This window comes from Pedobacter sp. G11, assembly GCF_003860265.1.
In the GTDB taxonomy this organism is placed as follows: Bacteria; Bacteroidota; Bacteroidia; order Sphingobacteriales; family Sphingobacteriaceae; genus Pedobacter; species Pedobacter agri.
Genome location: NZ_CP034190.1, coordinates 172,855 through 197,561, shown reverse-complemented (window position 1 = coordinate 197,561; position 24,707 = coordinate 172,855). Strand labels below are relative to the sequence as shown.

Below are 24,707 nucleotides of genomic sequence, written 5' to 3'. Positions count from 1 at the left end.
ATTTATTAAACATTTGATATAAGCCCAAATATGGTAAAAATTACGCTTATATCCCTATTGTTACCCATTAAAATTGCATCCATTATTTTTAATCCTTTGAGTGAAACTAGAAAGGAAACAGGTGGTATATGCACATCCTCTCCAATAAGCTTTTGTTATAATTTTTTTGAAATTAAAAATCAAAAGGTTCGGCCTGCGCTAAAAATAATCAGTAAAGGCGATATTTTAATTTCAGAAGTTTTATTCAATCCCAGAACCGGAGGTGTTGATTTTGTAGAGATTTACAATAATTCAGGTCATGATATTGATTTAAGAGAACTACAACTGGCCAATGCAAATACTGCTGGCGAACCCGCTAATACTAAGAATGTTTCGGCAGCAAAACTGATGATTGCTCCGGGAAGTTATTGGGTAATTACGACCAATCAGGCAAATATCAAATTAAATTATCAGGTTAAATTTCCAAATCAGTTTGCTCAGATTAGCAGTTTACCCGCTTTCAATAACGATAAGGGCTCAGTTATTTTATTGAGTAATAACCAGGTGCTGGACAGATTAAATTACAATGCGAAAATTCATCACCCCTTAATCCAGGATGAAGATGGGATTTCACTGGAGCGTGTTTCGTTTTCGCTCGATTCGAATGAGCCAGGTAACTTTAGGTCTGCGGCGGCTACCGTCGGTTTTGCAACACCAACTTATAAAAATTCCCAGGAAAAAAGTGGCAATGAAAATTACGCCCGTTTGTTATCAAAAACATTTTCTCCGGATGGAGATCGTTTTGAAGACGTTATAACGCTGGAGTATCAGCTTGATCAGCCTGCAAGTTTAGCCACTGTTAATATTTATTCTGACAAGGGACAATTAGTAAAACGCTTATTGAAAAACCAAACCATTGGAACAAACGGGAATTTAACTTGGGATGGATTGGATGAGCAGGGCCAAAAAGCTGCTATTGGAATTTACATCATTTTATTTGATGTATTCGATTTGAATGGGAATACAAAACGCTTTAAAAATACATGCGTTTTAGCGGGAAAGTTAAATTAGCAATCTTAATCTAGCGTCTTGATGCGACCGTTAACTGGATAGGAGATCATGCAAAAAAAAGGTCGTAGCGATAGGCTACGACCTTTTATGTGAACTAACGCCTGTTATAAAATATTCTTTTTAATATAGTCACAGCTTGCTGCAACTGATTCGATAGGATTCGGCTTGTAATTGGTTTCATGCTCAACGAAAAAGTATTTCATGCCAGAAAGTTTAGCAGCAGCGAAGATTGGTTTCCAATCGATGCTTCCAGTTCCAACTTCTGCATTTAATTCAGGATTTGTTTTATCCATATCCTTCACATGCCACATGGTAAAACGTCCTGGATTTTGCTTAAATAATTTCAATGGATCATTTCCCGAACGAGCAACCCAATATAAATCCAGTTCAAAATCGACCAGGTTTTTATCAGTTTCGTTCAACAGAATCTGATATCCCGTGGTTTCACCAAATTTCTCAAATTCAAAATCGTGATTGTGGTAGGCTAAACGTAAACCTGCATCTTTACACATTTTGGCCGCAACATTAATTTTAGCAGCGATTTTTTTATAATCAGCAGCAGTTTTTCTGATGCTTTGATCCAAATATGGAATGGTTACATATTTGCTGCCTAAAACTTTTGCAGCTGCTATTGAGGCTTTCAGTTCACTGGTATTACCGTCTGAAAGGTAACTTCCCAGACTGAAGTGATTACTTACAGCGGTTAAGCCATTGGCAGCAAGAAGTTTCTTAAACTCAATGGGTGTTAATCCCCAAAACTGATCTTTGATTGAAAAGCCATAAGTTTCCACCTGGCTAAAACCCGCCTTGCCTACTTTTTCAATTGTTCCTTTTAAATCTTTTGGAAGATCAACTCTCAATGAATACAATTGAAGGCCTACTGCTTTTTTCTGTGCAATACAGGCAAAAGATGGCGCTAAAAGTAATGTTGCTATAGCTAAGCAACTGCTGATCATAAAACTTTTTCTTGATAACATATGATATAATTAAATGTCGCAAATAGAAATCGCCTGTTTTAACGAAGCTAATTTATTTGCATTTTTTGGTATAAACTCTTGTGCAACGAAACCTTTAAAGCCGGTTCCAACAATGGCTTTCATTATCGCCGGATAATTTAATTCCTGGCTATCATCAATTTCATTTCTGCCAGGAACGCCCGCGGTATGATAATGGGCAATATATTGATGATTTTCTTTGATTGTATGAATAACATCACCTTCATCAATCTGCATATGATAAATATCATACAGCAATTTAAAGTTTTCAGATCCTAAACGTTTACAAAGTTCAACACCCCAGGCCGTTTTATCACACTGATAATCTTTATGGTTGATTTTGCTATTTAGTAGTTCCATCACCAAAATCACGCCATGTTTTTCGGCCAACGGCATCAATTGCTTTAATCCTTTAACGCAATTGTTCAAACCAGTTTCATCATCTTTGCCCCGGCGATTACCGCTAAAGCAAATCAGGTGTTTATAGCCAGCAGCGGCAACTAACGGAATCATTTCTGAATAATTTTTGATCAGGGTTTTATGAAACTTTTCATCATTAAATCCATCAACTAAATTAATTTCTGCACCATTACACATGGTAGATTCCAAACCATGTTTTTTCAGGATAGGCCAATCTTTTGGACCAACCAAATCAATGCCTTTTATGCCGATTTTTTTGGCCTCTGTACAAAGCGTTTCTACATCAAGTGTACTAAAACACCACCTGCAAACGGAATGATTTACGTTTCCTTTCAAGCTGGCTGTATTTTCTTTATTTGATTGATCCATTGCAAATGTGGCTAAACCAGAAGAAACACCAATTGCAGCGGTTCCTGCAATGATGTTCTTTAGTGCATTTCTTCTATTTAGATTCGAAGGCATGATTATAAAGCTTTAGCTTCTATTTCAGATTTTGTTTTATCGTTAAATGTTAACGCAAATAGAATGAATACCACAAGCGCAATTCCTGCAGGAATTATCCAAATCATTTTCCAATCCATTGTGCCATCTACAGCTTTGTAAGCATCAGAAATTTTACCTGCTACCGCAAAACCAATTAACATACCTACACCGTAAGTAGCCAAAGTAATCAAGCCTTGAGCAGAACTTTTGAACCGCTCTCCAGCTTTTGAATTTGTGTAAATCTGTCCGGATACAAAGAAGAAATCATAACAAACCCCATGTAAGGCAATGCCTAAAATTAACATGAAACTTAGTTCTCCGGCATTTCCATAGGCAAACAAAGCATATCGAACTGCCCAAGCCAGCATACCTACCAAAATGGTCATTTTGAATCCAAATCTTTTGAAAAAGATTGGAATAAATAATAAGAAAATTACTTCAGAAGCCTGCCCAATGGTCATTTTTCCAGTAGGATTATCCATCCCAATATTTGAAAGGAATGGATTTGCATTTTGGTAATAGAACGCAAGAGGGATACAAATGAGAATAGATGAAATGAAGAAAATTAAAAAATTTCTATCTTTTAATAATTTTAAGGCATCTAATCCAATAAGATCGCCGATTTTTATTTTCTCTGTTGAAGAAACCTTAGGTGGTGTTTTTGGCAAAGCAAAACTAAATAAACCTAACACCAAAGACACAATTCCTGCCATTGCAAAAGTGTTTCTTAGCAAACCACTTTCAGTGCCTTCCTTTGAATCCCAATGGAAGAAGTAACTAATCAATAAACCCGCTGCAATCCAGCCGATGGTTCCCCAAATACGAATGGATGAAAATTCCTTTTCCGGATCATTCATCTGGTTAAATGATACTGAATTCACCAGCGCCAGGGTAGGCATAAAAATGATCATATAACCCAACACGTAAGGGTAAAACACACTAATATCGGTTGCGTTGTACATCTGGTACATCAATAACGCTCCAATGAGGTGCAAAACACCAAGAATTCTTTCTGCGTTGAAATATCTGTCGGCAATTAAACCTACAATAAACGGTGCAATAATTGCGCCCCATGATTGTGTTGAAAATACAGCTCCGGTTTCGGCGCCTGTAGCTTTTAAATTGTTCCCTAGAAAGGTTCCCAGTGTTACAAACCAGGCTCCCCAGACAAAAAATTCCAGGAACATCATGGTAGAAAGTTTAAAGCGAGTAGTGCTATTCATTTGGTTTATATAAGGTTAAGGTTTAGGCTTAGATTGAGGTTAAAGTTGAGGCTAAGACATAGATTGAAATTTAGCTTTCGACCTTAACCTAAATCTCGACCTTATTTTATAGTTCTTTTACAGTGATGTTTTTGTACCAAACTTCATCTCCATGATCTTGCAATGCAATTTTTCCAGATTTGAAAGTTCCCCAGTTTTCCCATTTAGCAAATTTGCTTCCTGCAACCAGGTTTTTCCAGTTTTCATCCCATAGCGTAGTTTTCACTACTTCAACACCATTTAAAATAAGTGTTAAATTTCCTTTTTTGCTGATGATTTCTGCTTTGTTCCATTCGCCAACTGCCTTAACAGGTTCTGATTTACTTTTAATTAAGTCATATAAATCACCAGCACGATGTTTGGTAATTTTGCCATCCGGATGCCCATCATTATCTAAAACCTGCATTTCTAAGCCGGTAGAGTAGGTGGCATGGTACTTTGGTTCTTCGTGAACATAAAATATAAGTCCGCTATTAGCTTTCGGAGCAACTTTCCAGTCATATTTTAAATGGAAATCTTTGTACTCTTTGTCGGTAACTAAATCGCCGCCGCCATCAGTTCCTTTAGTTTTTGGATCTAAGTGCAAAGCACCATCCTGAACCTGCCAGCCGCTACCTACTGTAGTTTTGTTGTAAGTATGCCAACCTGTTGTGGTTTTTCCATCGAATAAAGGTTTGAAACCTTTTTGTGCCTGAGATATTTGAGATACTGCCAGTAAAATGCAGGCAGAAAGAATCATTTTTTTCATGGTGTTTTATTTACAGCCAATGCGATATATAAAGCTACCATAGTATCAGGTTGCTTTACATATCGCAATGACGAAGTTGAATTAAAGAGTTAAGTTATTCCAGCCTTGACGATATTCGCGTTTTACGAATTGATTCGCTTCATCAAAATTTGTAATTTTCATGTTATCGTTATCCCAAAGCATTTTCATATATCTGCCAGGATAAGTGTTTTTACCGTTTACATTTTTCTTGATGTCGAAACTTCTGATGGCTAAGTTTGCCATCAATAAGGCTTCTGTCAATGGGCCAGCAATTTCAAATGGAGAACTTACTTCCTGTTTTCCATAACCTGCAATTGCAGCATCAACCCATTGTGCATAGTGTCCATTTGCACCATCTTTAACACGGGCATATTTTTCTTTTACTTTGATATCTTTATTTCTGCTTAAAGGCAATAATTTTGGATTCGCACTGTAAGTTTCAGACATCATTTTACCTTTTGTTCCGATGAATAATGTGCCATTACCACCATCACCAAAAGTTTCGTTTGCTTCCAATTCAACAGGACGTTCTGGTTGAATACCACCATCCATCCAGTGTAAGGTAACATCACCTTTGGTTTTATCTGTTTTAGGGAATTTTAAAGTAACGTGACTTGATGGAGGGCAGCTTTCTGGGAAATATCCACGTTTAAATTCATCAACGTAAACAGAACCTACACTTGCCTCTACTTCTTTCGCATATTTCAGGTTTAGTACGCTGAACGGAGCTTCAATTAAGTGGCAACCCATATCGCCAAGTGCGCCCGTTCCGTAGTCCCACCAGCCACGCCAGTTGAAAGGAACTAGTTTATCAACAAAATCTTTTTCAGGAGCGGTACCCAACCATAAATTCCAATCTAATTCTTTAGGAATTTCGCTTTTTTTAGCTGGCCATGGAATACCTTGAGGCCAAACCGGACGATCTGTCCAGGCGTAAACAGTGTGTACATCTCCAATTAAACCAGCTTCGTACCATTCTTTCATTTGGCGAGGGCCATCATTTGATGCACCCTGATTACCCATTTGAGTAACCACCTTATATTTTTTAGCCGCAGCAGTTAAAATACGAGCTTCGTAAATATCATGCGTTAAAGGTTTTTGAACATAAACATGTTTACCCAATTGCATCGCTGCTAAAGCCTGGATTGCATGGTTATGATCAGGAGTAGAGATAGAGACAGCATCAAAATTTTTGTGCTCTTTATCTAACATCTCACGATAATCTTTATAGTATTTCGCTTTTGGGAAATTTTTAACGCTGGTTGCTGCACGACGATCATCAACATCGCATAGATAAGCGATATCAGCTTTTCCGCTTTTAGCGAACATGGCAATATCACTTTGCCCTTTACCACCAACACCAATACCCGCAATAATTAATCGATCACTTGGGGCTAAATAGCCCGGTCCGCCCAAAACATGGCGTGGAACAATCATAAATGCTGCGGCAGCGATGGCACTCGTTTTAATAAAATCACGGCGGTTAGTCGTGCTTTTATTTTCTTGATCTGTTTTCATTAGTATTTGAAGTTTATAGGATGTTTAGCTTATTTTTTCTTCAACGAAAGAATATATTTCACCATCAACTTAGCATCAGCTGGTTTCAGCGTTGCATGTGCTGTCATTGGCATAGTACCCCAAACACCCGTACCACCTTTGATAATCTTATCAGCCAGGTAATTGATGTTTTTCTCTGTAGCAGGATATTTTTTAGCGATCTCGGTGTAAGATGGACCGATAATTTTGTTCACTTTGTTGTGGCAGCCGATACAATCTGATTTATTAATCAGTTTCTCACCTGCACTCATTTGAAACTCGCGATGGGTTGAAGTTGCTGTGGCAACCACCATTTTCTCCTTCTCTAAATCTGCTTTCGAAAAAGACGCCATAAAAATCACTATTGCGCCTAAACCTAAAAATGTCTTTTTCATTTGTGTGTGTTGTTAGTCTTGTAATCCTAATATTTTTTTATTGAAAGCGCTATCACTACCCGATGCTGCAAAATCATCAAATGCTTTTTCAGTTACATTAATAATATGTTTCTGAATAAACTCCGATCCTTCACGAGCACCATCTTCTTGATTTTTAATGCAACATTCCCATTCCATAACGGCCCAACCTTTAAAGTCGTATTGTGCTAATTTACTGAAAATGGTTTTAAAATCAACCTGGCCATCGCCTGGAGAACGATATCTTCCAGCACGGTTGGCCCAACTTTGGTATCCACCGAAAGTGCCCTGTTTACCTGTTGGATTAAATTCTGCGTCTTTCACGTGGAAAGCCTTAATTCTTTCGTGATAAAAGTCGATGTATTGAATATAATCCAGTTGCTGCAAAACAAAGTGAGAAGGGTCATACAATAAGCATGCCCGAGGATGATTATTAACCGCAGCTAAAAACATTTCATAGGTTTCGCCATCGAATAAATCTTCTCCGGGATGAATCTCATAGCAAACATCAACGCCATGCTGATCAAATTCATTCAAAATTGGTGTCCAGCGTTTAGCTAATTCAGCAAAGCCTTCTTCTACCAAACCTGCCGGGCGTTGTGGCCACGGGTGAAAATATTGCCACAATAACGAACCGCTAAAAGTGGCATGAGCGTTTAAACCCAGGTTTTGCGATGCTTTTGCCGCATATTTCATTTGTTGCACGGCCCATTCTGTTCTGGCCTTTGGGTTTCCATGAACTTTTTGTGGTGCAAAAGCATCAAATAAATCATCGTATGCAGGATGCACAGCTACCAATTGCCCCTGTAAGTGAGTAGATAATTCAGTAATTTCTAAACCGTGAGCTGCAATTTTTCCTTTAAGTTCATCTGCATAAGTTTTACTTTCGGCAGCTTGCTGAAGATCAATAAATCTTTTATCCAGCGTTGGCATCTGAATACCTTTGAAACCTAAATCAGCAGCCCATTTACAAATATTATCTAAAGAATTAAAGGGAGCTTCATCTCCAATAAACTGGGCTAGAAATACTCCTGGTCCTTTTAATGTCGTCATGCAAAGAATTAAATTTTATAATCGTGCCATTTCAAATCCGATTGGCTCGATGCTACTACATTTTCAATAAAAGCCATTCCACGAACACCATCTTCAGTTGTTGGAAAATCCAGCATTTCAGCAGTCGGTTCTTCGTTATTTAACTTGGCATTTACTGTTAACGCAAAGTTTTTATAAATATTAGCAAAAGCTTCCAAATAACCTTCAGGGTGACCACCAGGTGTACGTGTGTTGTGTTGTGCAAAGCTACCCATGAAGCCATTTCCTGTTCTATAGATCTGAGCAGGCGCATCTGACCATTTAACAATCATTGTATTTGGTTCCATTTGGTGCCATTCCAAGCCACCTTTTTCGCCATAAACTTTAATTTTTAAGGCGTTTTCTTCACCTGCAGCAATTTGTGAAGCAATTAATACCCCGTTTGATCCATTATCAAATTTCAATAGAACATTTCCATCATCATCAATTGCTCTTCCTGGAACAACAATGTTTAGATCTGCACATATTTTAGTGATTTTCAGACCAGAGATATATTCTGCTAAATGTGCGGCATGTGTGCCAATATCGCCCATGCTTCCGCTTTTGCCGGTTTTAGATGGATCAGTGCGCCAGGCTGCCTGAGCATTTCCTTCGCGTTCAGATAAGGTACTTAACCAGCCCTGAGGATATTCCACAATGATTTTTCTGATTTCACCTAATGCACCTTCGCGAACCATCTGTTTCGCCTGCTTTACCATTGGATAACCAGAATAGGTGTGTGTTAAGCAAAGTGTTAAACCCGTTTCTTTAACTTTAGCCTGAAGTTGTTTAGCTTCTTCTAAAGTCAATGTCATTGGTTTTTCAATCACAACATTGAATCCATGTTCCAAAGCCATCATCGCAGGGGCGAAGTGTGCAAAGTTTGGCGTTACAATGGTTACAAAATCGATTCTTTCTTCAGCAGAAAGTTCACTTTCTGCTTTGATCATTTCTTCGTAGGTTTTATATATTCTGTTATCAGGAAGGAATAATAATTTTCCAGATTCGTAACCTAATTCAGGATTGACACTTAATGCTCCGGCTGACAGTTCGATCAAACCATCCATGTTTGCCGCTAAGCGATGTACAGCACCGATAAACGCGTCTTTACCGCCGCCTATCATGCCCATTCTTAATTTTCTCTTCATTTTAGAGGTGTAGGGTTTAAGGAGTGAGGTGTAAGCTTTAAGAAAATACCTCAAACCTTACACCTTTTACCCGAAACCTTTTATATATTATTTTTTTTCAACTCTTTCACTGCATAATCTGCAGCACGAGCCGTTAATGCCATAAATGTTAAAGATGGATTTTGGCAAGCGATAGATGGCATACATGCTCCATCCGTTATGAAAACATTGCTTACCTCATGCATCTGATTCCATTTGTTAAGCACTGAAGTTTTAGGGTCATTACCCATTCTGGCCGTTCCCATTTCGTGAATTGCCATACCAGGATAACAGCCATTATCGAAAGTTTTGATGTTTTTTAAACCCGCTTTCTCCAACATCTCAGCCGCATCGTTCATCATGTCAACACGCATTTTCTTTTCATTCTCTTTGTATTCGCAATCAATTGCCAATACCGGCTGACCCCATTTATCTTTTTTGGTTTTGTCGATGTAAACCTTGTTTTCATAGTAAGGCAACATTTCTCCGAAACCACCTAAGCCCATAGACCATTTGCCTGGTTTAGTCATTTTCTCTTTCAAGCCCGAACCAAACGACAATTCTGCAACATCACTTTGCCAATTGCTTCTGTTTGCACTGCCCTGATAGCCGAAACCACGTAAATAATCTCGTTTATCGTTACCGATATTCTGATAGCGTGGAACGTAAATTCCGTTGGCACGTCGGCCGTACGTATATTTATCATCAAAGCCTTCTGCTTCGCCGTTGGCGCCACAACGGAAATGGTGATCCATTAAGTTATGTCCTAATTGGCCGCTTGCATTACCCAAACCGTTAGGGTGTGCATCTGATGTCGAATTTAATAAAATGAAAGTAGTACCTAATGTTGATCCGTTAACAAAAACGATTTTAGCATAAAACTCCATCGTTTCGTTTGTTTGCGCATCAATTACCATCACGCCCTTTGCTTTCTTGGTGTCTTTGTCGTAAATAATGTGGTTTACGATTGAATAGGGTCTAAGCGTTAAACGCTTTGTTGCCATGGCAGCAGGAAGGGTAGAAGACTGCGTAGAAAAGTAAGCACCAAAAGGGCAACCACGACTGCATAAATTTCTATATTGGCAGTTTCCGCGACCTTTGTGAGGTACAGTAAGATTAGCCACACGACCAATCATCATGATACGTTCTCTCTTGTAAGCCTCTTCTATACGTTTCTTTACCGTTTTTTCTACAATGTTCATATCCATTGGCGGCAGAAACTCTCCATCAGGACAAAGTGGCCAATTTTCTTTAGAGCCACTAATTCCAGCAAAACGTTCTGCATAATCGTACCAGGGAGAAAGTTCTTTGTAGCGTATTGGCCAGTCATTTCCATGGCCATCCTTTGCATTATCTTCAAAGTTGTGGTCACTTAAGCGATAACTCTGGCGGCCCCACATTAATGATTTACCACCAACATGGAAACCACGGTACCAGTCAAAACGTTTATCTTCGGTATAAGGACATTCCAAATCATTCACCCACCATTTTTCATTGGCTTCCTGATAAGGATAATCTCTTTTTTGCACCGGATGGGTACGCTTTTGCTCTTCAGTTAATTTACCGGCATGCTGAAATTCCCAGGGGCTTTTCATCGCATTTTCGTAACCTGTAATGTGTTCGATGTTCATTCCTCTTTCGAGCATGAGCACTTTTAAACCTTTTTCGGTAAGTTCTTTTGCAGCCCAGCCGCCACTAATCCCCGATCCTATCACAATAGCATCGTAAGTATTTTCAGCTTTTAAATTTGTATTTAAATTCATGATGTTTAGTCGTTGTTTAGGAAATTAAGTTGCCCATGATTTTTGACCTGGTTTTAATGGCGCATTGCCATCATACCTGCCCGGAACCAGAATGTACTCCCTTGCCTGGGTACAACCAATTTCTGACGCGTAATAACCCAGCAAAGTGAGGTCTCTTGCTGTAACAAAAAAGTAAACCAGATCTTGATTTTCCGGCGCTTTAGTTTCTTTTTGAGCAATTGACATCAATCGTAAATCAACCATTAGTTTGGTTTTTTCAGCAACAGTTAAACTCATGTAGTTTTTGCCGAAATCTTTCATTGCTTTCTCCTGTAACTGTTGAAAACCTCTTGCAAAAGAAGTTTGCATGGTTGCCGGATAACAATCCTTCATCATCATTGGAATAAATTTCCCTAAACCGGCAGCTTTAGCTCCAGGTGATGATTTAGTAGTAGGCACAATGATATTGGCAAATTCAGCAAAGATTTTTTCATCCTGAGCGGAGAATGAAACAAAGTTTTTTTCATTTTCAGGGAGCGTAAAACTTTCGAATAAAACGCCCATTGTACTCGCTGAGATGGCTCCTCCCAGCAAGAATGCAACGTTTTTGAGTGCTTCTCTTCTATGCATCGTTTTCGTTATTTTTTATATTGGTTACTTAAGCGTTGAATGAGTAATATTAGAAAAAATATGCCGTAAAAATCAAATCTGTTGCGTTAAAATGCAGATCTGCAATGCGATTGTTACCACATAGAATAATTCTAAATAAGGTAGTAATTAGCGTCTGAATAACGTTTATTATGGGTTTTTGTAATGCGATTTGTTCGTGTAATTATTACAATAACTATATATAAACGTGATATTTACTAATAAATACCGAATTTCATTTCTAATCATTAATCAGTCACTTAAATCAGGTTATTTTTTACGTAGTTATAACTTTCAGTAATGCTTTCGTAAGGATCTTTTTTTATCAAATCCTGTTCTGTAAAAATATAATCCAGGCCTGCCATTTTCGATTCGGCAAAAATACTTTTGAAATCTATTCGCCCTGAACCAACTTCGGCAAAAACAGCTTTATCTTGCTTGTCCATATCTTTAACATGGAACATTTTATAACGGCCCGGATTTTTCTTAAACATATCAACAGGGTTTAAACCTGCGTTTACCGCCCAAAAAATGTCCAGCTCAAAACCAACCAGTTTAGCATCAGTTTCTTTTAATAAAATATCATATCCAGTAATGCCATTTCCCTGATCTTTAAACTCGAAGTTGTGGTTATGGTAAGCCAGTTTCAAACCAGCTTTTTTACAAAGCTCTCCGGCAATATTAAAACGGGCTGCCATTCGTTTGTAATCGTCTAGCGTTCCGTTTGTTCTGATGTCAGTAGGCAGGGCAGGAATTACAAAATATTTTTGTCCGACACTGTTGGCCACTTCAATATGTGACTTTAAGATTTTTTCATCACCTGTAGATAAAAACTCAGTGGTGTTATAATGACCGCTTGGGCAAGTTAGATTATTATCTTTCAATAATGTATTAAAATCTTTTGCTTCCAATCCCCAAAAACCTTTTACCTCGTATTTACCTGGATAGCCATAGTAAGTTTCTACCTGGTTATAGCCAATTTTAGCTACATGGGCAATCGTGGCTTTTACATCCGCAGTTAATTGTTCTCTTAATGTAAACAGGCCAATTCCAATTTTGGAAACTTTTGCTTGTTGAGCCAAAGCTGATGTGATTACTGAGGGACTTAAAAATGCAGCTACTGCAGCCAAGCTTGTTTGTTGTAAAAATGATCTTCTTGTTGTCATGATGTAAATGGATTAAAAAAGCCGGTGGTTACCCCCCGGCTTCAGCTGTTAAAATGAATAAGCTAATGATCCCCAGAAAGTACGTTGAAGTAAAGTTCTACCAATCATTAATTGACCAGGAGTTACGCTTGCGAAGTCTCTGAATTGATCTCCACGAACATCACCCTCTGTCAACACTTTTGCATCTAGCAAGTTGTCTGCCCAGAATCTTATTGCTATTTTCTTAGTAAAGTTGTAACCAGCTCCTGCTTTCATTACCACATAACCTGGTAATTTGTAGCTTTCACTTGGAGAAGTGAAACGGCTGCCTACATAGTTTGCTGCTACATATAAATTGAAGTTCTTGAAATCATAGTTTGCACCAAGTTCAGTATTTAACACCGGAACACGTTCTGTTCTATTTCCTGTAAAGCTGTAAATACGGTTTCCAAATTCTGCGGCAACAGCGGTATTTCCACTGGTATTTGCTTCGTAGTCAGTGTATTTGGAATCTTGTAATGTTCCGGTAAATCTTAAACTCAAAGGCTTAGCGATTCTGTACGAAATTTCATACTCAGCACTGAAAGTTCGTGTAGAGCCAAATGCCACCAATGCTTGCGTTCCTGCAGCAGTTGTTGGTACATTGATGCTTAGTGATACGTTTTTGATAGCAGAATAACTTCCTGATGCGAAAATTGCCAGGTTGTTTTTAGCATACTTGAAACCAATTTCTCCCAAATAAACCGGACGTTTTTTAATGTTTGCACCATTATAAGCCGAAGCATTATAATCGCCAATATTAGGCGCATTGTAAGCTTTTGTAGCACGGGCAAACATACTGGCGGTAGCACTAATTTTGTAATTTGCACCCACTGACGCTGCCCAATTGGTTAGTGTTTCATCATAAGCGGTATAACCCAAAATATTCGGACTTGCAGCTGCTGTGATGTTTACCGTTCCGTTTGCATTTAAGGCATAGTATGGTCTGTCGCCTTTTACATTTTGATTATCAATCCTTGCTCCGATATCTAAACGCCATTGTTCAGATAATTTAATTTCATCTCCTGCATAAAGTGATAATGTTCTGGTATCGCCAATGAAAGTGTTTTTTGTTTGAATAGTACGCTCCAATGCGGTTGGCGATTGTAATATAATGCTCGGATGTTCTTTAAATTCAGTAAATGAACGGAAGGCAAAACGTAAATCATCACGATTGTATTGATGAATTCCGGCACCGATATTTAAGCTGTGATTTTTAATAGTTTTCTTCAAATCCAAATAATCAACAATTTGAACGTCACTGTTAATCTGTCCCTGAGCATTTGATGTGACTACATAATCGCCTGAAACAAAAGGTGCAACACTGCCACCCGGATAATAGTATGGCGTGGCTGCCGTTCTTGCGACAATGCCAGCTGGAGCAGTGTAGGTGCTGTTGGTATGCGTATTCTGGTAACGGAAATTGTTTACAATCTGCCATCCACCATCAGTTAAATAATTGAACTGAAAACCCGCTGATCCTAATTTTGTATGGATACCATCGGTTAAGCTAAAGTTATGTACACCTGTTGCCGGATCATTGTAACTCCATTCTGTTTGAATGGGAATAATCGACTGTGTAGCCATATTATAATCGCGGTAGGTAGTTGGTTTGCCTGTTCCATCGTAAGGGTAGTAGCTGGTAAGTAAAAATTGTACTTTATCATTCAGATATTTACCATACACGCGGATAAAACCTTTGTTATTTTTAAAATTAAAAGTCATGTTGCCTTTAATTTGCCCGCCTTGGTTGGCTGGGTTAAAACCTTGGTCTACTACGCCATTATCAGTACGATAGAAGCCGCCAATGTTATATTTAATCTGATCATTGATTTTTCCACCGGTATTTCCATCAAAACGATATAAACCCTGAGAAAAACCAGTGGTAAATTTTACCTGACCATACTGTTTATCGGCACCCACATAACTCAAATTGTTTACAACGGCGCCAGGTGTATTCGCCTGAATAATAGAAGCGTTTCCCCCTCTAACAGCCTCGATATTCTGAATGGTTAAATCTGTTTTGTAATATTGATCTACAGAAGGATTGGTGTTGAATCCAGTTGGGAGCAGGGGTAAACCATCTTCCTGGATTCCTAAGAAAATATAACCGCCTTGCTGTGGAAATCCACGCACCCAAACGTTACCCGGACCATCACCACCGGTACTTTCTACCGTTAAACCCGGAATTGCTTTCAACAAATCGGTACTGTTTAAAGGTGCCCTATTGGTAATATCTTTATTGCTTACAGAAGTTAAGGCAACGGAGCTTTCGAGTTTTTTCTTCGGATTTCCACCGGTAACCATTACACTTTCCAACTGTAAATTATCTTCCGATAAACTAATGGTGATGTTTTCATCCGCGTTTCCGGCAGAGAGATTTACCTCTTTCGAGATATATCCCACATAACGAACTACCAATACCCGGCTATCTACGGTTAATCCTCGCAAAGCAAAGTTTCCATTTTCATCAGTAGTGGTACCAATGGTTTTACCTTTCACCGTAACAGAAACGCCAGGAATCGGATTACCCTTGCTATCTAACACTTTACCGGTTACTACGCCATCGAAGGCTTTTAATAATTCGAGGTTGTTATTAGCGGGAATAGAATAGAGCAAAATTTGATCTTTAACTATCCTATATCCCACGTCATAACGTTTTAGCGAATTCTCAAGAAAGTATTTAAGTTTTTGGTTAACAACATTGATGGATATTTTTCTATCCGAATTAATTAACTGCGGACTGTACACAAACTTTACGTTTGCCAGCATTTCGGTTTTAGCAATAATGGTTTTTATATCGGTTTGATCAGCTTTGATCGAAATAGGTTTATTCAAAAATTCCTGGGCGTCGACATTTTTGGCAAATGCGCCACAAGTAAAAATTATTATTGTAAGTATTTGGTAAATCGAAACTCTCATTGCATATATCGCCAGCGAAATAAGTTGATTTTTTTTCATAAATTTGATTATTGTTCATTAAATGATTGGATTTATTGGACATAGAAATACCATGAATACATTCTAATGTATTTAACTCGCCGGCAATGCCCCACATTGTCGGCTTTGTTTTTTAGAAAATATTATGGATGAGGTAGCGGCTGCTACTGGCTGAAATAGGTCATTTCTCTCTTCATAATTTTATATATTTTGGTTAGTGTTTATTAGAAACCACAATGCTGGTTCCCTGGATGTAATATTTGCTGGAAATGGTTCCACAGATTAAATCGAGCTGCTCATATAGTCCTTTTTTACTTAAATCTCCGGTAAAAGTGTAATTTGAAATCAGCTCATGATCAGATTTTATTTCGATGCCATAAGCTTCAGATAAAGTTTCAAAAATATCTTTGATGCTTTTTTCTTTGAAGTTATAGCTTAGATTAGATGGAACATTGTAAGCTTCGGCCAATGGAATAGGTTTGCTTACTAAAGTTTTATTTAGTTTATGATCATTAAAAATACCTTTTTGATTTGGTGTCAGCAGAATAGGTCGTGCCAGTTTTTCGGTAGATAAACCAAAAAGCGAACTTTTTTCATTTTCCTGCACTTTAACCTTACCTGTTCTTACTGCAACCTGTGCAGGCATTTTTTCTGTTGATGATTTTACCCAAAAGCTGGTACCTAAAACACTAACCACCAGTTTCTGATCATACACATAAAATGGTCTCTTAGGGTTTTTGCTTACCGAGAAAAAAGCGGTTCCTTTTAAATAAACCATTCTTTTATTGGCAGCAAAAACCTTTGGATACAAAATATTTGCTTGCGGCTTTAAGGTTACAGTACTATTGTCGCTAAGCGATATAATGATGGGACGATCAGTGTCATTGGTTTTGCTGATGAGCGCTATGTCACCGTTTTCACTGATGAATGCTTCTTCAGCAGGGTTGTAATTGGCAAAGTATAATCCTCCAATTAAAAACGCAATGGTAATTGAGGCCGCGATTGCAAATTTAGGCCAGAGCTTTTTGATTTTTACAGGTTTAACAACTTCATCTTGGGCTCCGCTTATTTTAAGCCAGATATTATCCTGCATTTCATCTAACTCAGTTGATGATAAATCTTTAAAGTTTCTGTTATTTAAATTATGATACCACTTATCTACCCAAAGCTTTTCGGCTTCGGTGCAGTTCCCGGTTTGATAACGGGTTAGTAAATCGTTGAATGATTTCTGGTTCATAAGGAAAAATATTTGGCTCTATACAATACAAGTAACGCAACTAAGCACAAACCCTAAACCTTCAAATAAAAAAAGCTCAATATTTTTTTAATGAACTGAAAATCAGCTAGAAAAAGATGTAAAAATTTTTGATATACTCTTTAATTCTTTTGATGGAGCGGGTAATGTGGTATTCTACTGCCTTTTCCGAAATGTTCAATTCGGTAGAAATATCTTTTGTAGATTGATGCTGATACCGGCTCAAACGAAAAACCTCCTGTGTTTTTTCGGGTAAAGAATTAATCCCTTTCTCGATTATGGAAGATAGATCGTGCAGATCTACCTGGTTGGAAGTGTCATGATGATCTTCTGAATAGGTGAGTGTTTGGTACTCCATATATTTGTTCTCCATTACCAAGCTGCGTACATGGTTAATAACACTTAGCTTTAAAGCACCAAAAAGATAGGCCTGAAGGTTGTTAATTTGTAAATCGAGGCGTTTTTCCCAAAGTGAGATGAAGATATTCTGAACCAATTCCTCCGCAACAATTTTATCTCCGGTTTTTTTATAGGCCGCATACAGCAGCTCTTTGCTAAAGCCGAAATATATTTTCTCGTAAGCCTGCTTATCGCCTTGTTTTAGGCGGTTAAGTAAATCAATAGACTTTTCAGGCTCTTGGGGAGTCATTTATTTATTTGGTTATGTTGGGGAGACTAAAGTAAATGTAGGAATTTATTTCATTTTGAAAACCCATTACACTTTAAAATTAACAATATTCTTCCGTATTTATACTCCAGAGATTTTTAAAGATATGGCTTAGTGTAAATAATTTATAGCCCTTTTGTCTCATTTTTTTACCTTTGCTCAATCTCTAAAAAATTATGCAGGAAAAAATTATTGTTTTGGGCTCTAACGGGCAAATTGGAACCGAATTGGTTACCATGTTAAGGAAAATATATGGCGATGATCATGTTGTGGCTTGTGATATTCGCAGACCCGATTATGACATCAAAAATTCTGCGCCGTTCGAGTTTGTTAACGTTTTGGATAAGGAGATGATTAATGGCATTTTTAAGAAATACAAACCTACACAGGTTTATCTTCTGGCCGCTTTATTATCGGCAACAGGTGAGCAAAATCCTAAGTTAGCCTGGGACTTGAATATGAACGGGCTATTAAATGTTTTAGATTTAGCCTTGGAATATAAAGTTGCAAAAGTTTACTGGCCAAGTTCAATCGCGGTGTTTGGTCCAAATTCTCCAAAAGATAATACTTCACAGTATTGTGTTATGGATCCGAATACCGTTTACGGAATTAGTAAATTGGCTGGTGAGCGCTGGTGCGAATATTATAATCAAAAATATGGCTTAGATGTTAGAAGCATTCGTTACCCTGGTCTGATTAGCTGGAAGGCTGCTCCAGGTGGTGGAACAACAGATTATGCCATCCACATTTTTCATGAGGCGTTGAAAAAAGAAAGTTACCAAAGCTTTTTAAGTGCCGAAACTGAATTGCCAATGATGTATATGGATGATGCCATTCGCGGCACTATTGAATTAATGGATGCGCCGGCTGATCAGATTACTGTTCGCAGCAGTTATAATTTTGGTGGAGTGAGCTTTACGCCTGAGGTTTTAGCTGCCGAAATCAGAAAACATATTCCTAACTTTACCTTAACTTACGCAAATAATGATCCGCGTCAGCAGATTGCAAACAGCTGGCCACGCTCTATTGATGATAGTTTTGCAGCAAAAGATTGGGGATGGAAACCAGAGTTCGATTTATCGAAACTCGCAACAGATATGTTAAATAATTTAAAGAAATAAGGTAGATGGTTTAAGGTAAGAGATTTAGGGTGTTCAACCCAGTCTTGATACTTGATACTAAAAACTGAATACTAAAAAATGGGAAGAGCATTCGAATTTAGAAAAGAAAGAAAATTTAAGCGTTGGGCCAAAATGGCGGTTCAGTTTACGCGTATTGGTAAAGATATTGTAATGGCGGTAAAGGAATCAGGGCCTCACCCTGAAACCAACTCTCGTCTGCGTACAGCGATGCAAAATGCCAAAGCCGTGAACATGCCTAAAGATAGGGTGGAAGCTGCAATTAAGCGTGCATCCGATAAATCGATGGCCAACTATGAGGAAATTGTTTACGAAGGTTATGCACCACATGGCGTTGCGGTTTTAATTGAAACGGCTACTGATAACACCAACCGGACAGTGGCGAATATTCGCAGTTATTTCAACAAAACAGATGGTTCTTTAGGTAAAACTGGTTCATTGGATTTCGTTTTCAACCGTAAATCTATCTTCCGTTTTGTACCTGCCGAAGGTTTGGATTTAGAAGAACTGGAATTTGAACTAATTGATGCTGGTTTGGAAGAACTTTATGTAGAGGCTGATGAAGAAGGAAATGATATCGCGGTAGCACAGGGTGCTTTTGAAAATTTTGGTTCTTTACAAAAAGCTTTGGAAGAAAAAGGAATTGAATTAAAATCTTCAAAATTAGAACGTATTGCCTTATCTCATCACGAAGTTACAGAGGAGCAAGCTGCCGATGTATTAAAACTGATTGATAAATTAGAGGAAGATGATGATGTTCAGGCGGTTTATCACAACATGGCTGAATAGAAATTAATGAATATTATTGGAAAGGCTTGAGGATTTTTTCTCAAGCCTTTTTTGTTTTTTAACGATAATAAAATAACGATTAATTAAAAACGATTTTATTTAGCAGCACAAGTTTAGTGCTTTTCGGCATCAGCTGTCCCGCCAACATTTCAAGTCCTCACCCAATGAAAAATCGGTCTCCGGGCTTTTCATTATGTCGGGTCTAAATTATTCAGGCAAACCGAAGTTAACTAAACCTGGCAGCAGCGAACACGAACCCTATTTTTCTAGGGTGAGTAAAGCGAATGGCAGGGCTTTCGTAACCAATAAAATGCCTGCCTTTGCTTTCCAAATGCTTTATTTAAAATTCGATAGGATAGGCATTGCGCTTTTTACTACAGTGGAGAAATCTTTAAACCTGAAAATCCTGATTTAAAGATTTCGCTGTTTTGCTTTGCTCCGATCGAGATGAGGATAGGTCTAGACTAATTTTTCTGATGCCCAAACAGCCAAGGCAACAATTCAGGTTCAGCGAAAGCACTGTCCCAACTGTTGTGGTTGGCATTTGGGTAAAATGTAAATTTCACTTCTTTTCCAACAACTTTTAAACGTTCGGCAATAGCCATTGAAAAGGCAGGATCAACAATATCGTCCTTTCCACCATGAAATATCCACAGTGGAATGTTTTTGTATTTCTTAATGTTATTGGTGTTATCTCCACCACAAATGGCAAAGGCTGCAGCAAATGTTCTGCGTTGTCGCCTTAATAATTCGTAAGTACCCATTCCTCCCATTGATAATCCGCCAACGTAAACCTGCTCCTTATTTACATATGGCTTTTTTAGAAAATCCTTCACCATGCGGCGTAAAGCATGCATAGCTTTTGTCGGTTTGCCACCCTCTACAAAAGCGAAGTTCCTTTTGCCTTTATCATTGGTAGTGATGTTCACATTTGCCCAATAGCTATCTAGCGGACATTGCGGGAAAACAATAATTGAAGGGAAGTTCCGTCTGATATCATCCTTTAAAAACAATTTCGCTCCATGCGTGAGTTGCTTTTCATTGTCACTTCCGCTCTCTCCACGGCCGTGGAGTACAAATAAAACCGGATATTTTTGTTTGGGATTAAAATTTTCGGGAAAGAGAATCCGGTAATAAATCGAATCTTTACCTTTAATGAAGTTACCTTTATCGTATTTTTTTAAGTCCTGAGCATTTAGAATTTGTGCTGCAAACAGCAAACAAATGGCTAGAAAAAAATTCTTCATATCACAAAATTAAAAAACCCTGATTACTTTACAATAGTGCAGGGTTATATGATCGAGCCTAACCTTGATCATTTGTATATACCGTTTTATAGAATTGTCATCCCAGAGCTTGCCGATGGGTGCTTTTATAAACGTTTCGACAAGCTCAAAGTGACATGATTAATGAATCAATTTAAATTTATTGATCTCTATTTCAAAGAAAAAGATGCCGCTTTTGCATCTCTTGAATTGGTGCCAATAAACACTTGAAAATCTCCAGGTTCAGCCACAAATTTAAGATCAGAATTATAGAATTTGAGATCATTCTCCGAAATGTTAAAGCTAATCGTTTTGCTTTCACCCGCTTTCAGCGACACTTTCTGGAAACCTTTTAATTCCTTAACCGGGCGGGTAATGCTGCCAACCAAGTCGCGAATATACAACTGCACCACCTCTTTGCCATCATATTTGCCGGTATTGCTTAAGGTAACTGATGCGGTGATCGATTTACCTTTAGTTAATGTGTTTGCACTTAACTTCACATCACTATAATTAAATGTAGTATAGCTTAAGCCGAAACCGAATGGATACAATGGATCATTACTTACATCCAGATAATTCGAACGGAATTTCTCAAACCATTTACCTTCTGCCAGTGGTCTACCTGTATTTTTATGTGCATAATACAATGGCACCTGACCAACGTTTTGAGGGAAAGTTGCACTCAGCTTACCTGAAGGATTAACCTTTCCAAAAAGCACATCAGCAATTGAGTTTCCTGCCTCACTACCTGGAAACCAAACGTTCAAAATGGCAGGAATATTTTCCTCTTCCCATTTCAAAGCAAGCGGGCGACCAGTAAATAATACTAAAACCACTGGTTTTCCAGTTTTAGCCAATGCTTTTAATAGATTTTTCTGTGTTTCCGGAATTTGAATATCCGTTACACTACTTGCTTCTCCGGTAAATTCGGAACCTTCGCCCATGGTAGCCACAATCACATCCGATTTTTCAGCTACCTTAAGTGCTTCTTTAATCATCTCTTCTTCTGTTCTTGGGTCGCGTTTGTAAGTAGGGTTGTGAACGTTTACATAACGATGTTCCGCCACAGAATCAGCAAGGAAATTAGAACCACGGGCAGTTAATATCTTAGCATCATTACCTAAAGCATTTTTTAATCCTTGTAAAACCGTAACTGATTTATCGAACAAAGCCGCAACACTCCAGGTTCCATACATATTAGCCGTATTGTCGGCCAATGGACCAATCAAACCAATTGTACCTGACTTTTTTAAAGGAAGAATATTGTTTTTGTTTTTAAGCAGTACAAAACTCTCCGCCGAAATTTCGCGAGCAATCTGACGGTTTTCTGCGTTAAATACCTCTTTTTCTGCTCTTGTTGGGTCGCAAAATTTATATGGATCGGTAAACAAACCAAGTTTATATTTTGCTTGAAGCACTAAACGGCAAGCTCTGTTGATTTCATTAATACTAACTTTTTTCTCAGCTAATGATTTTTTTAAAGTGCCTAGAAACCCTTCGCCAACCATATCCATATCAATACCAGCATTCATTGCTAGAGCCGAAACGGTTTGTAAATCGCCCATGCCATGTGCAATCATTTCAGGAATGCCAGTATAATCGGTTACCACAAAACCTTTGAACCCCCACTGGTTACGCAACACTTCAGTCATTAACCATTTGCTTCCCGTAGCAGGAATACCATCAACTTCATTGAAAGATGCCATAATGCTTGCTGCACCGGCATCAACAGCAGCTTTGTATGGTGGGAAATACTCGTTGTACATGCGCACCTTGCTCATATCAGTAGTATTGTAATCTCTACCTGCTTCTGCAGCACCATATAAGGCATAATGTTTCACGCAAGCTAAAATTTCGTTATTGGCTTGCAATTTACCTTGATAACCTTTTACCATGGCGGCAGCAATTTGCGAGCCCAGATAAGGATCTTCACCACTACCTTCAGAGATTCTTCCCCAACGTGGATCGCGTGAAATATCAACCATAGGAGAGAAAGTCCAGTTGATGCCGCTTGCGCTGGCTTCGATGGCTGCAACTCTTGCCGATTTTTGTACAGCGGTCATATCCCAGGTGGCACTCATGCCTAAAGGAATTGGGAAAACGGTATTGTAACCGTGGATCACATCCATGCCAAAAAGCAAAGGAATTTTTAACCTGCTTTCTTCAACGGCAACTTTCTGAACCGCTTTGATTTTATCAACCCCTTTAATGTTGAACAAACCACCAACCTGACCGTTTTTAATTTTTTTACCGATGTCGCTGCTGTTAGCCTGACCGGTTGTAATATCACCAGAGCTAGGTAGGTTTAACTGGCCGATCTTCTCATCAACAGTCATCTTCGCCATCAGGTTAGTGATAAATGTATTCATCTTTGCCTCTTCAGCGGATATAGGTTTTTTGATTTGTGCTGTTGCATTTAACACGAGTGATGTTAAACAAACAACCAGGATTTTCGCTCTATTCATTATATATGTGTTTATTCTTTTAAAATTTAAAGTAACACCAACCATTATGGGTTTGATGTTTGAAACTTCTTATTTAATTATTTTCTTATTTCCGGACTCTCAAATCCCAATTTTGTTAAACCGGTCTTAACTTCTGGTGCACTCATAAATAACTTCCACAATAAACCGGTTCTGCCGTTTTCGATCATGACTACAATTGGACCCTGATCTATTCCAATATATCTTTTTGGAAACCAATTCTCTGTTTCACTATAAGCATCGTAAAAACCAAATTCGCCCCAAACTTTATCATTTAGGTTTTCATATAAGTTTCTGATGACCTGCATACTTTCTTTTTTCGCATAAGGATATGAAGAAAGGGCTGCGGTAGGCGCAATTACACCAAAATCTTCTTGTGGATTGTGTGCCGCATAACCCTTAACAGAGTAACTTGCCGTTAAGCCCCATGAATTTTTACCATAACCTTTAAAGCCTTTTGGGTTTTTGATGGCATAATCGTAATTAATTAGCGTCTGGCTTTTATTTTCTTCCCAATAATTAGCATATCTATCTTTTAGTCCGGTTGGATTTAAGCCTAAATAGGAATAGTGTGCCCAAAAAAGCGGACCCACATTTTCACCTACCACATTATGTTTTAACTTAACAGGATGTCCATAAATTGAAATATTGGTATTAATCTTACCGCTTTTAGCCCATCCTTCATGATAAACTTCGGCAGGTACGCCATGTGTTGGTGAACATGCTGCCAAAACATAAGTAATTAAACATTCATTATACCCGGTAATGGCAAAGTTCATTTTCCAGCCGGAGTTTGGCGACCAGTGCCAATACAACACATTCTCATTGTTTTTTCTGAAAAAATTCCAGTCAATGCCTTTCCATAATTCATCAGCTTTTGCAGCTAATGCCTTTTCCTGTGGATTGCCATTTATATAATATTGACGAACACAAATTAAAGCTTGTGCCAGGAATGATGTTTCAACTAGATCGCCGGCATCATCATTTTTGCCAAAGGCTTTTGCTTTTCCTGAAGGTAACATCCAATGAGGCCAAACACCGTGAAAACGATCTGCCTTAGCTAAAAAAATTAAACCCTTCTCAAGGTGTTTAAATCCTTCTTCTCTGGTAATAAATTTTCGTTCAATAGCAGCGATGGTGCCCATGATGCCAAATCCACTTGCACCAGTGGCGATAACGTTTTTATCATTTTGCGGATATACATTATCGCTGTGATAACGCTCTCTTGAAAGACCAGAAGTTGGTTCAGCACCTTCGTAAAAATACTTATAGGTTTGTTTTTGTACCAGATCGAGTAATTGATCATCTGATAGGCGTCCCTTAACCGTAGCGTCAGTTGTATTTGTCTGAATGGCTTTTTGCGCACAAGAGGATATGAGGATACTGGTTAACGATAAAAAAAGAAGGTGTCGGAATGTAAGTTTCAT

The 24,707-nt window shown here is 38.3% G+C and carries 21 protein-coding genes; 4 read left to right on the top strand and 17 right to left on the bottom strand.

All coding sequences use genetic code 11. The features are described 5' to 3' along the window. Positions 1 to 30 precede the first annotated feature (30 nt). The gene (locus EA772_RS00790) at positions 31 to 1,050 is read left to right on the top strand and encodes a lamin tail domain-containing protein (protein ID WP_124910808.1); all 1,020 of its coding nucleotides are present in this window, start codon (positions 31 to 33) and stop codon (positions 1,048 to 1,050) included. A 104-nt stretch (positions 1,051 to 1,154) separates the two neighbouring features. On the opposite strand, the gene EA772_RS00785 is transcribed toward EA772_RS00790, so the two are convergent. The 14 genes from EA772_RS00785 to EA772_RS00720 all read right to left on the bottom strand — a co-directional run bounded on the left by EA772_RS00785 (position 1,155) and on the right by EA772_RS00720 (position 17,583). Next, on the bottom strand, positions 1,155 to 2,027 hold the full coding sequence (locus EA772_RS00785) for a sugar phosphate isomerase/epimerase (RefSeq protein WP_168187449.1): 873 nt from the start codon (positions 2,025 to 2,027) through the stop codon (positions 1,155 to 1,157). A 9-nt stretch (positions 2,028 to 2,036) separates the two neighbouring features. Beyond that, positions 2,037 to 2,927, bottom strand: a complete 891-nt coding sequence (locus tag EA772_RS00780) for a hydroxypyruvate isomerase family protein (protein ID WP_124910807.1) — start codon at positions 2,925 to 2,927, stop codon at positions 2,037 to 2,039. A 2-nt stretch (positions 2,928 to 2,929) separates the two neighbouring features. After that, positions 2,930 to 4,171, bottom strand: coding sequence for a nucleoside permease (locus EA772_RS00775; protein ID WP_029204528.1), 1,242 nt, complete (start codon positions 4,169 to 4,171; stop codon positions 2,930 to 2,932). A gap of 106 nt (positions 4,172 to 4,277) precedes the next feature. After that, the gene (locus tag EA772_RS00770; RefSeq protein WP_010603044.1) at positions 4,278 to 4,958 is read right to left on the bottom strand and encodes a DUF1080 domain-containing protein; all 681 of its coding nucleotides are present in this window, start codon (positions 4,956 to 4,958) and stop codon (positions 4,278 to 4,280) included. An 81-nt stretch (positions 4,959 to 5,039) separates the two neighbouring features. Then, positions 5,040 to 6,497: a Gfo/Idh/MocA family protein gene (locus EA772_RS00765; protein WP_116170724.1), complete on the bottom strand. Its 1,458-nt coding sequence runs from the start codon at positions 6,495 to 6,497 to the stop codon at positions 5,040 to 5,042. Between the two features lie 29 nt (positions 6,498 to 6,526). Next, a complete protein-coding gene (locus EA772_RS00760) occupies positions 6,527 to 6,910 on the bottom strand; it encodes a c-type cytochrome (RefSeq protein WP_124910806.1) in 384 nt (127 codons plus the stop codon). Positions 6,911 to 6,922: 12 nt separating this feature from the next. Continuing rightward, positions 6,923 to 7,981 carry a sugar phosphate isomerase/epimerase gene (locus EA772_RS00755; RefSeq protein ID WP_124910805.1) on the bottom strand — a complete coding sequence of 353 codons (1,059 nt, stop codon included), beginning with the start codon at positions 7,979 to 7,981 and terminating at the stop codon, positions 6,923 to 6,925. Positions 7,982 to 7,989: 8 nt separating this feature from the next. Then, positions 7,990 to 9,147, bottom strand: coding sequence for a Gfo/Idh/MocA family protein (locus tag EA772_RS00750; RefSeq protein ID WP_124910804.1), 1,158 nt, complete (start codon positions 9,145 to 9,147; stop codon positions 7,990 to 7,992). An 80-nt stretch (positions 9,148 to 9,227) separates the two neighbouring features. Beyond that, entirely contained in the window at positions 9,228 to 10,928 is a 1,701-nt protein-coding gene (locus EA772_RS00745; protein ID WP_210405064.1) for a GMC oxidoreductase, read from the bottom strand. 24 nt (positions 10,929 to 10,952) lie between these two features. Next, positions 10,953 to 11,537: a gluconate 2-dehydrogenase subunit 3 family protein gene (locus tag EA772_RS00740; RefSeq protein ID WP_010602251.1), complete on the bottom strand. Its 585-nt coding sequence runs from the start codon at positions 11,535 to 11,537 to the stop codon at positions 10,953 to 10,955. A gap of 278 nt (positions 11,538 to 11,815) precedes the next feature. After that, positions 11,816 to 12,721 carry a TIM barrel protein gene (locus EA772_RS00735; protein WP_124910802.1) on the bottom strand — a complete coding sequence of 302 codons (906 nt, stop codon included), beginning with the start codon at positions 12,719 to 12,721 and terminating at the stop codon, positions 11,816 to 11,818. Between the two features lie 48 nt (positions 12,722 to 12,769). Beyond that, positions 12,770 to 15,700, bottom strand: a complete 2,931-nt coding sequence (locus tag EA772_RS00730) for a TonB-dependent receptor (protein ID WP_124910801.1) — start codon at positions 15,698 to 15,700, stop codon at positions 12,770 to 12,772. Positions 15,701 to 15,893: 193 nt separating this feature from the next. Beyond that, on the bottom strand, positions 15,894 to 16,916 hold the full coding sequence (locus EA772_RS00725) for a FecR family protein (RefSeq protein WP_124910800.1): 1,023 nt from the start codon (positions 16,914 to 16,916) through the stop codon (positions 15,894 to 15,896). Between the two features lie 106 nt (positions 16,917 to 17,022). Next, the gene (locus EA772_RS00720) at positions 17,023 to 17,583 is read right to left on the bottom strand and encodes an RNA polymerase sigma factor (protein ID WP_010602247.1); all 561 of its coding nucleotides are present in this window, start codon (positions 17,581 to 17,583) and stop codon (positions 17,023 to 17,025) included. A 194-nt stretch (positions 17,584 to 17,777) separates the two neighbouring features. On the opposite strand from EA772_RS00720, the gene EA772_RS00715 reads away from it, so the two are divergent. From EA772_RS00715 to EA772_RS00705, 3 genes are all read left to right on the top strand, one after another. Further along, positions 17,778 to 18,722, top strand: a complete 945-nt coding sequence (locus EA772_RS00715) for an NAD-dependent epimerase/dehydratase family protein (protein ID WP_124910799.1) — start codon at positions 17,778 to 17,780, stop codon at positions 18,720 to 18,722. Between the two features lie 78 nt (positions 18,723 to 18,800). Then, complete coding sequence (locus tag EA772_RS00710; protein WP_010602245.1) at positions 18,801 to 19,529, top strand: YebC/PmpR family DNA-binding transcriptional regulator; 729 nt, start codon at positions 18,801 to 18,803, stop codon at positions 19,527 to 19,529. A gap of 193 nt (positions 19,530 to 19,722) precedes the next feature. Further along, positions 19,723 to 19,944: a hypothetical protein gene (locus EA772_RS00705; protein WP_124910798.1), complete on the top strand. Its 222-nt coding sequence runs from the start codon at positions 19,723 to 19,725 to the stop codon at positions 19,942 to 19,944. 49 nt (positions 19,945 to 19,993) lie between these two features. Here the strand turns inward: EA772_RS00705 and EA772_RS00700 are convergent, their stop codons facing one another. From EA772_RS00700 to EA772_RS00690, 3 genes are all read right to left on the bottom strand, one after another. Then, the gene (locus EA772_RS00700) at positions 19,994 to 20,776 is read right to left on the bottom strand and encodes a prolyl oligopeptidase family serine peptidase (RefSeq protein ID WP_124910797.1); all 783 of its coding nucleotides are present in this window, start codon (positions 20,774 to 20,776) and stop codon (positions 19,994 to 19,996) included. 188 nt (positions 20,777 to 20,964) lie between these two features. After that, complete coding sequence (gene bglX / locus EA772_RS00695; RefSeq protein ID WP_124910796.1) at positions 20,965 to 23,262, bottom strand: beta-glucosidase BglX; 2,298 nt, start codon at positions 23,260 to 23,262, stop codon at positions 20,965 to 20,967. A 77-nt stretch (positions 23,263 to 23,339) separates the two neighbouring features. Next, on the bottom strand, positions 23,340 to 24,707 hold the full coding sequence (locus EA772_RS00690) for a glucoamylase family protein (RefSeq protein ID WP_124910795.1): 1,368 nt from the start codon (positions 24,705 to 24,707) through the stop codon (positions 23,340 to 23,342).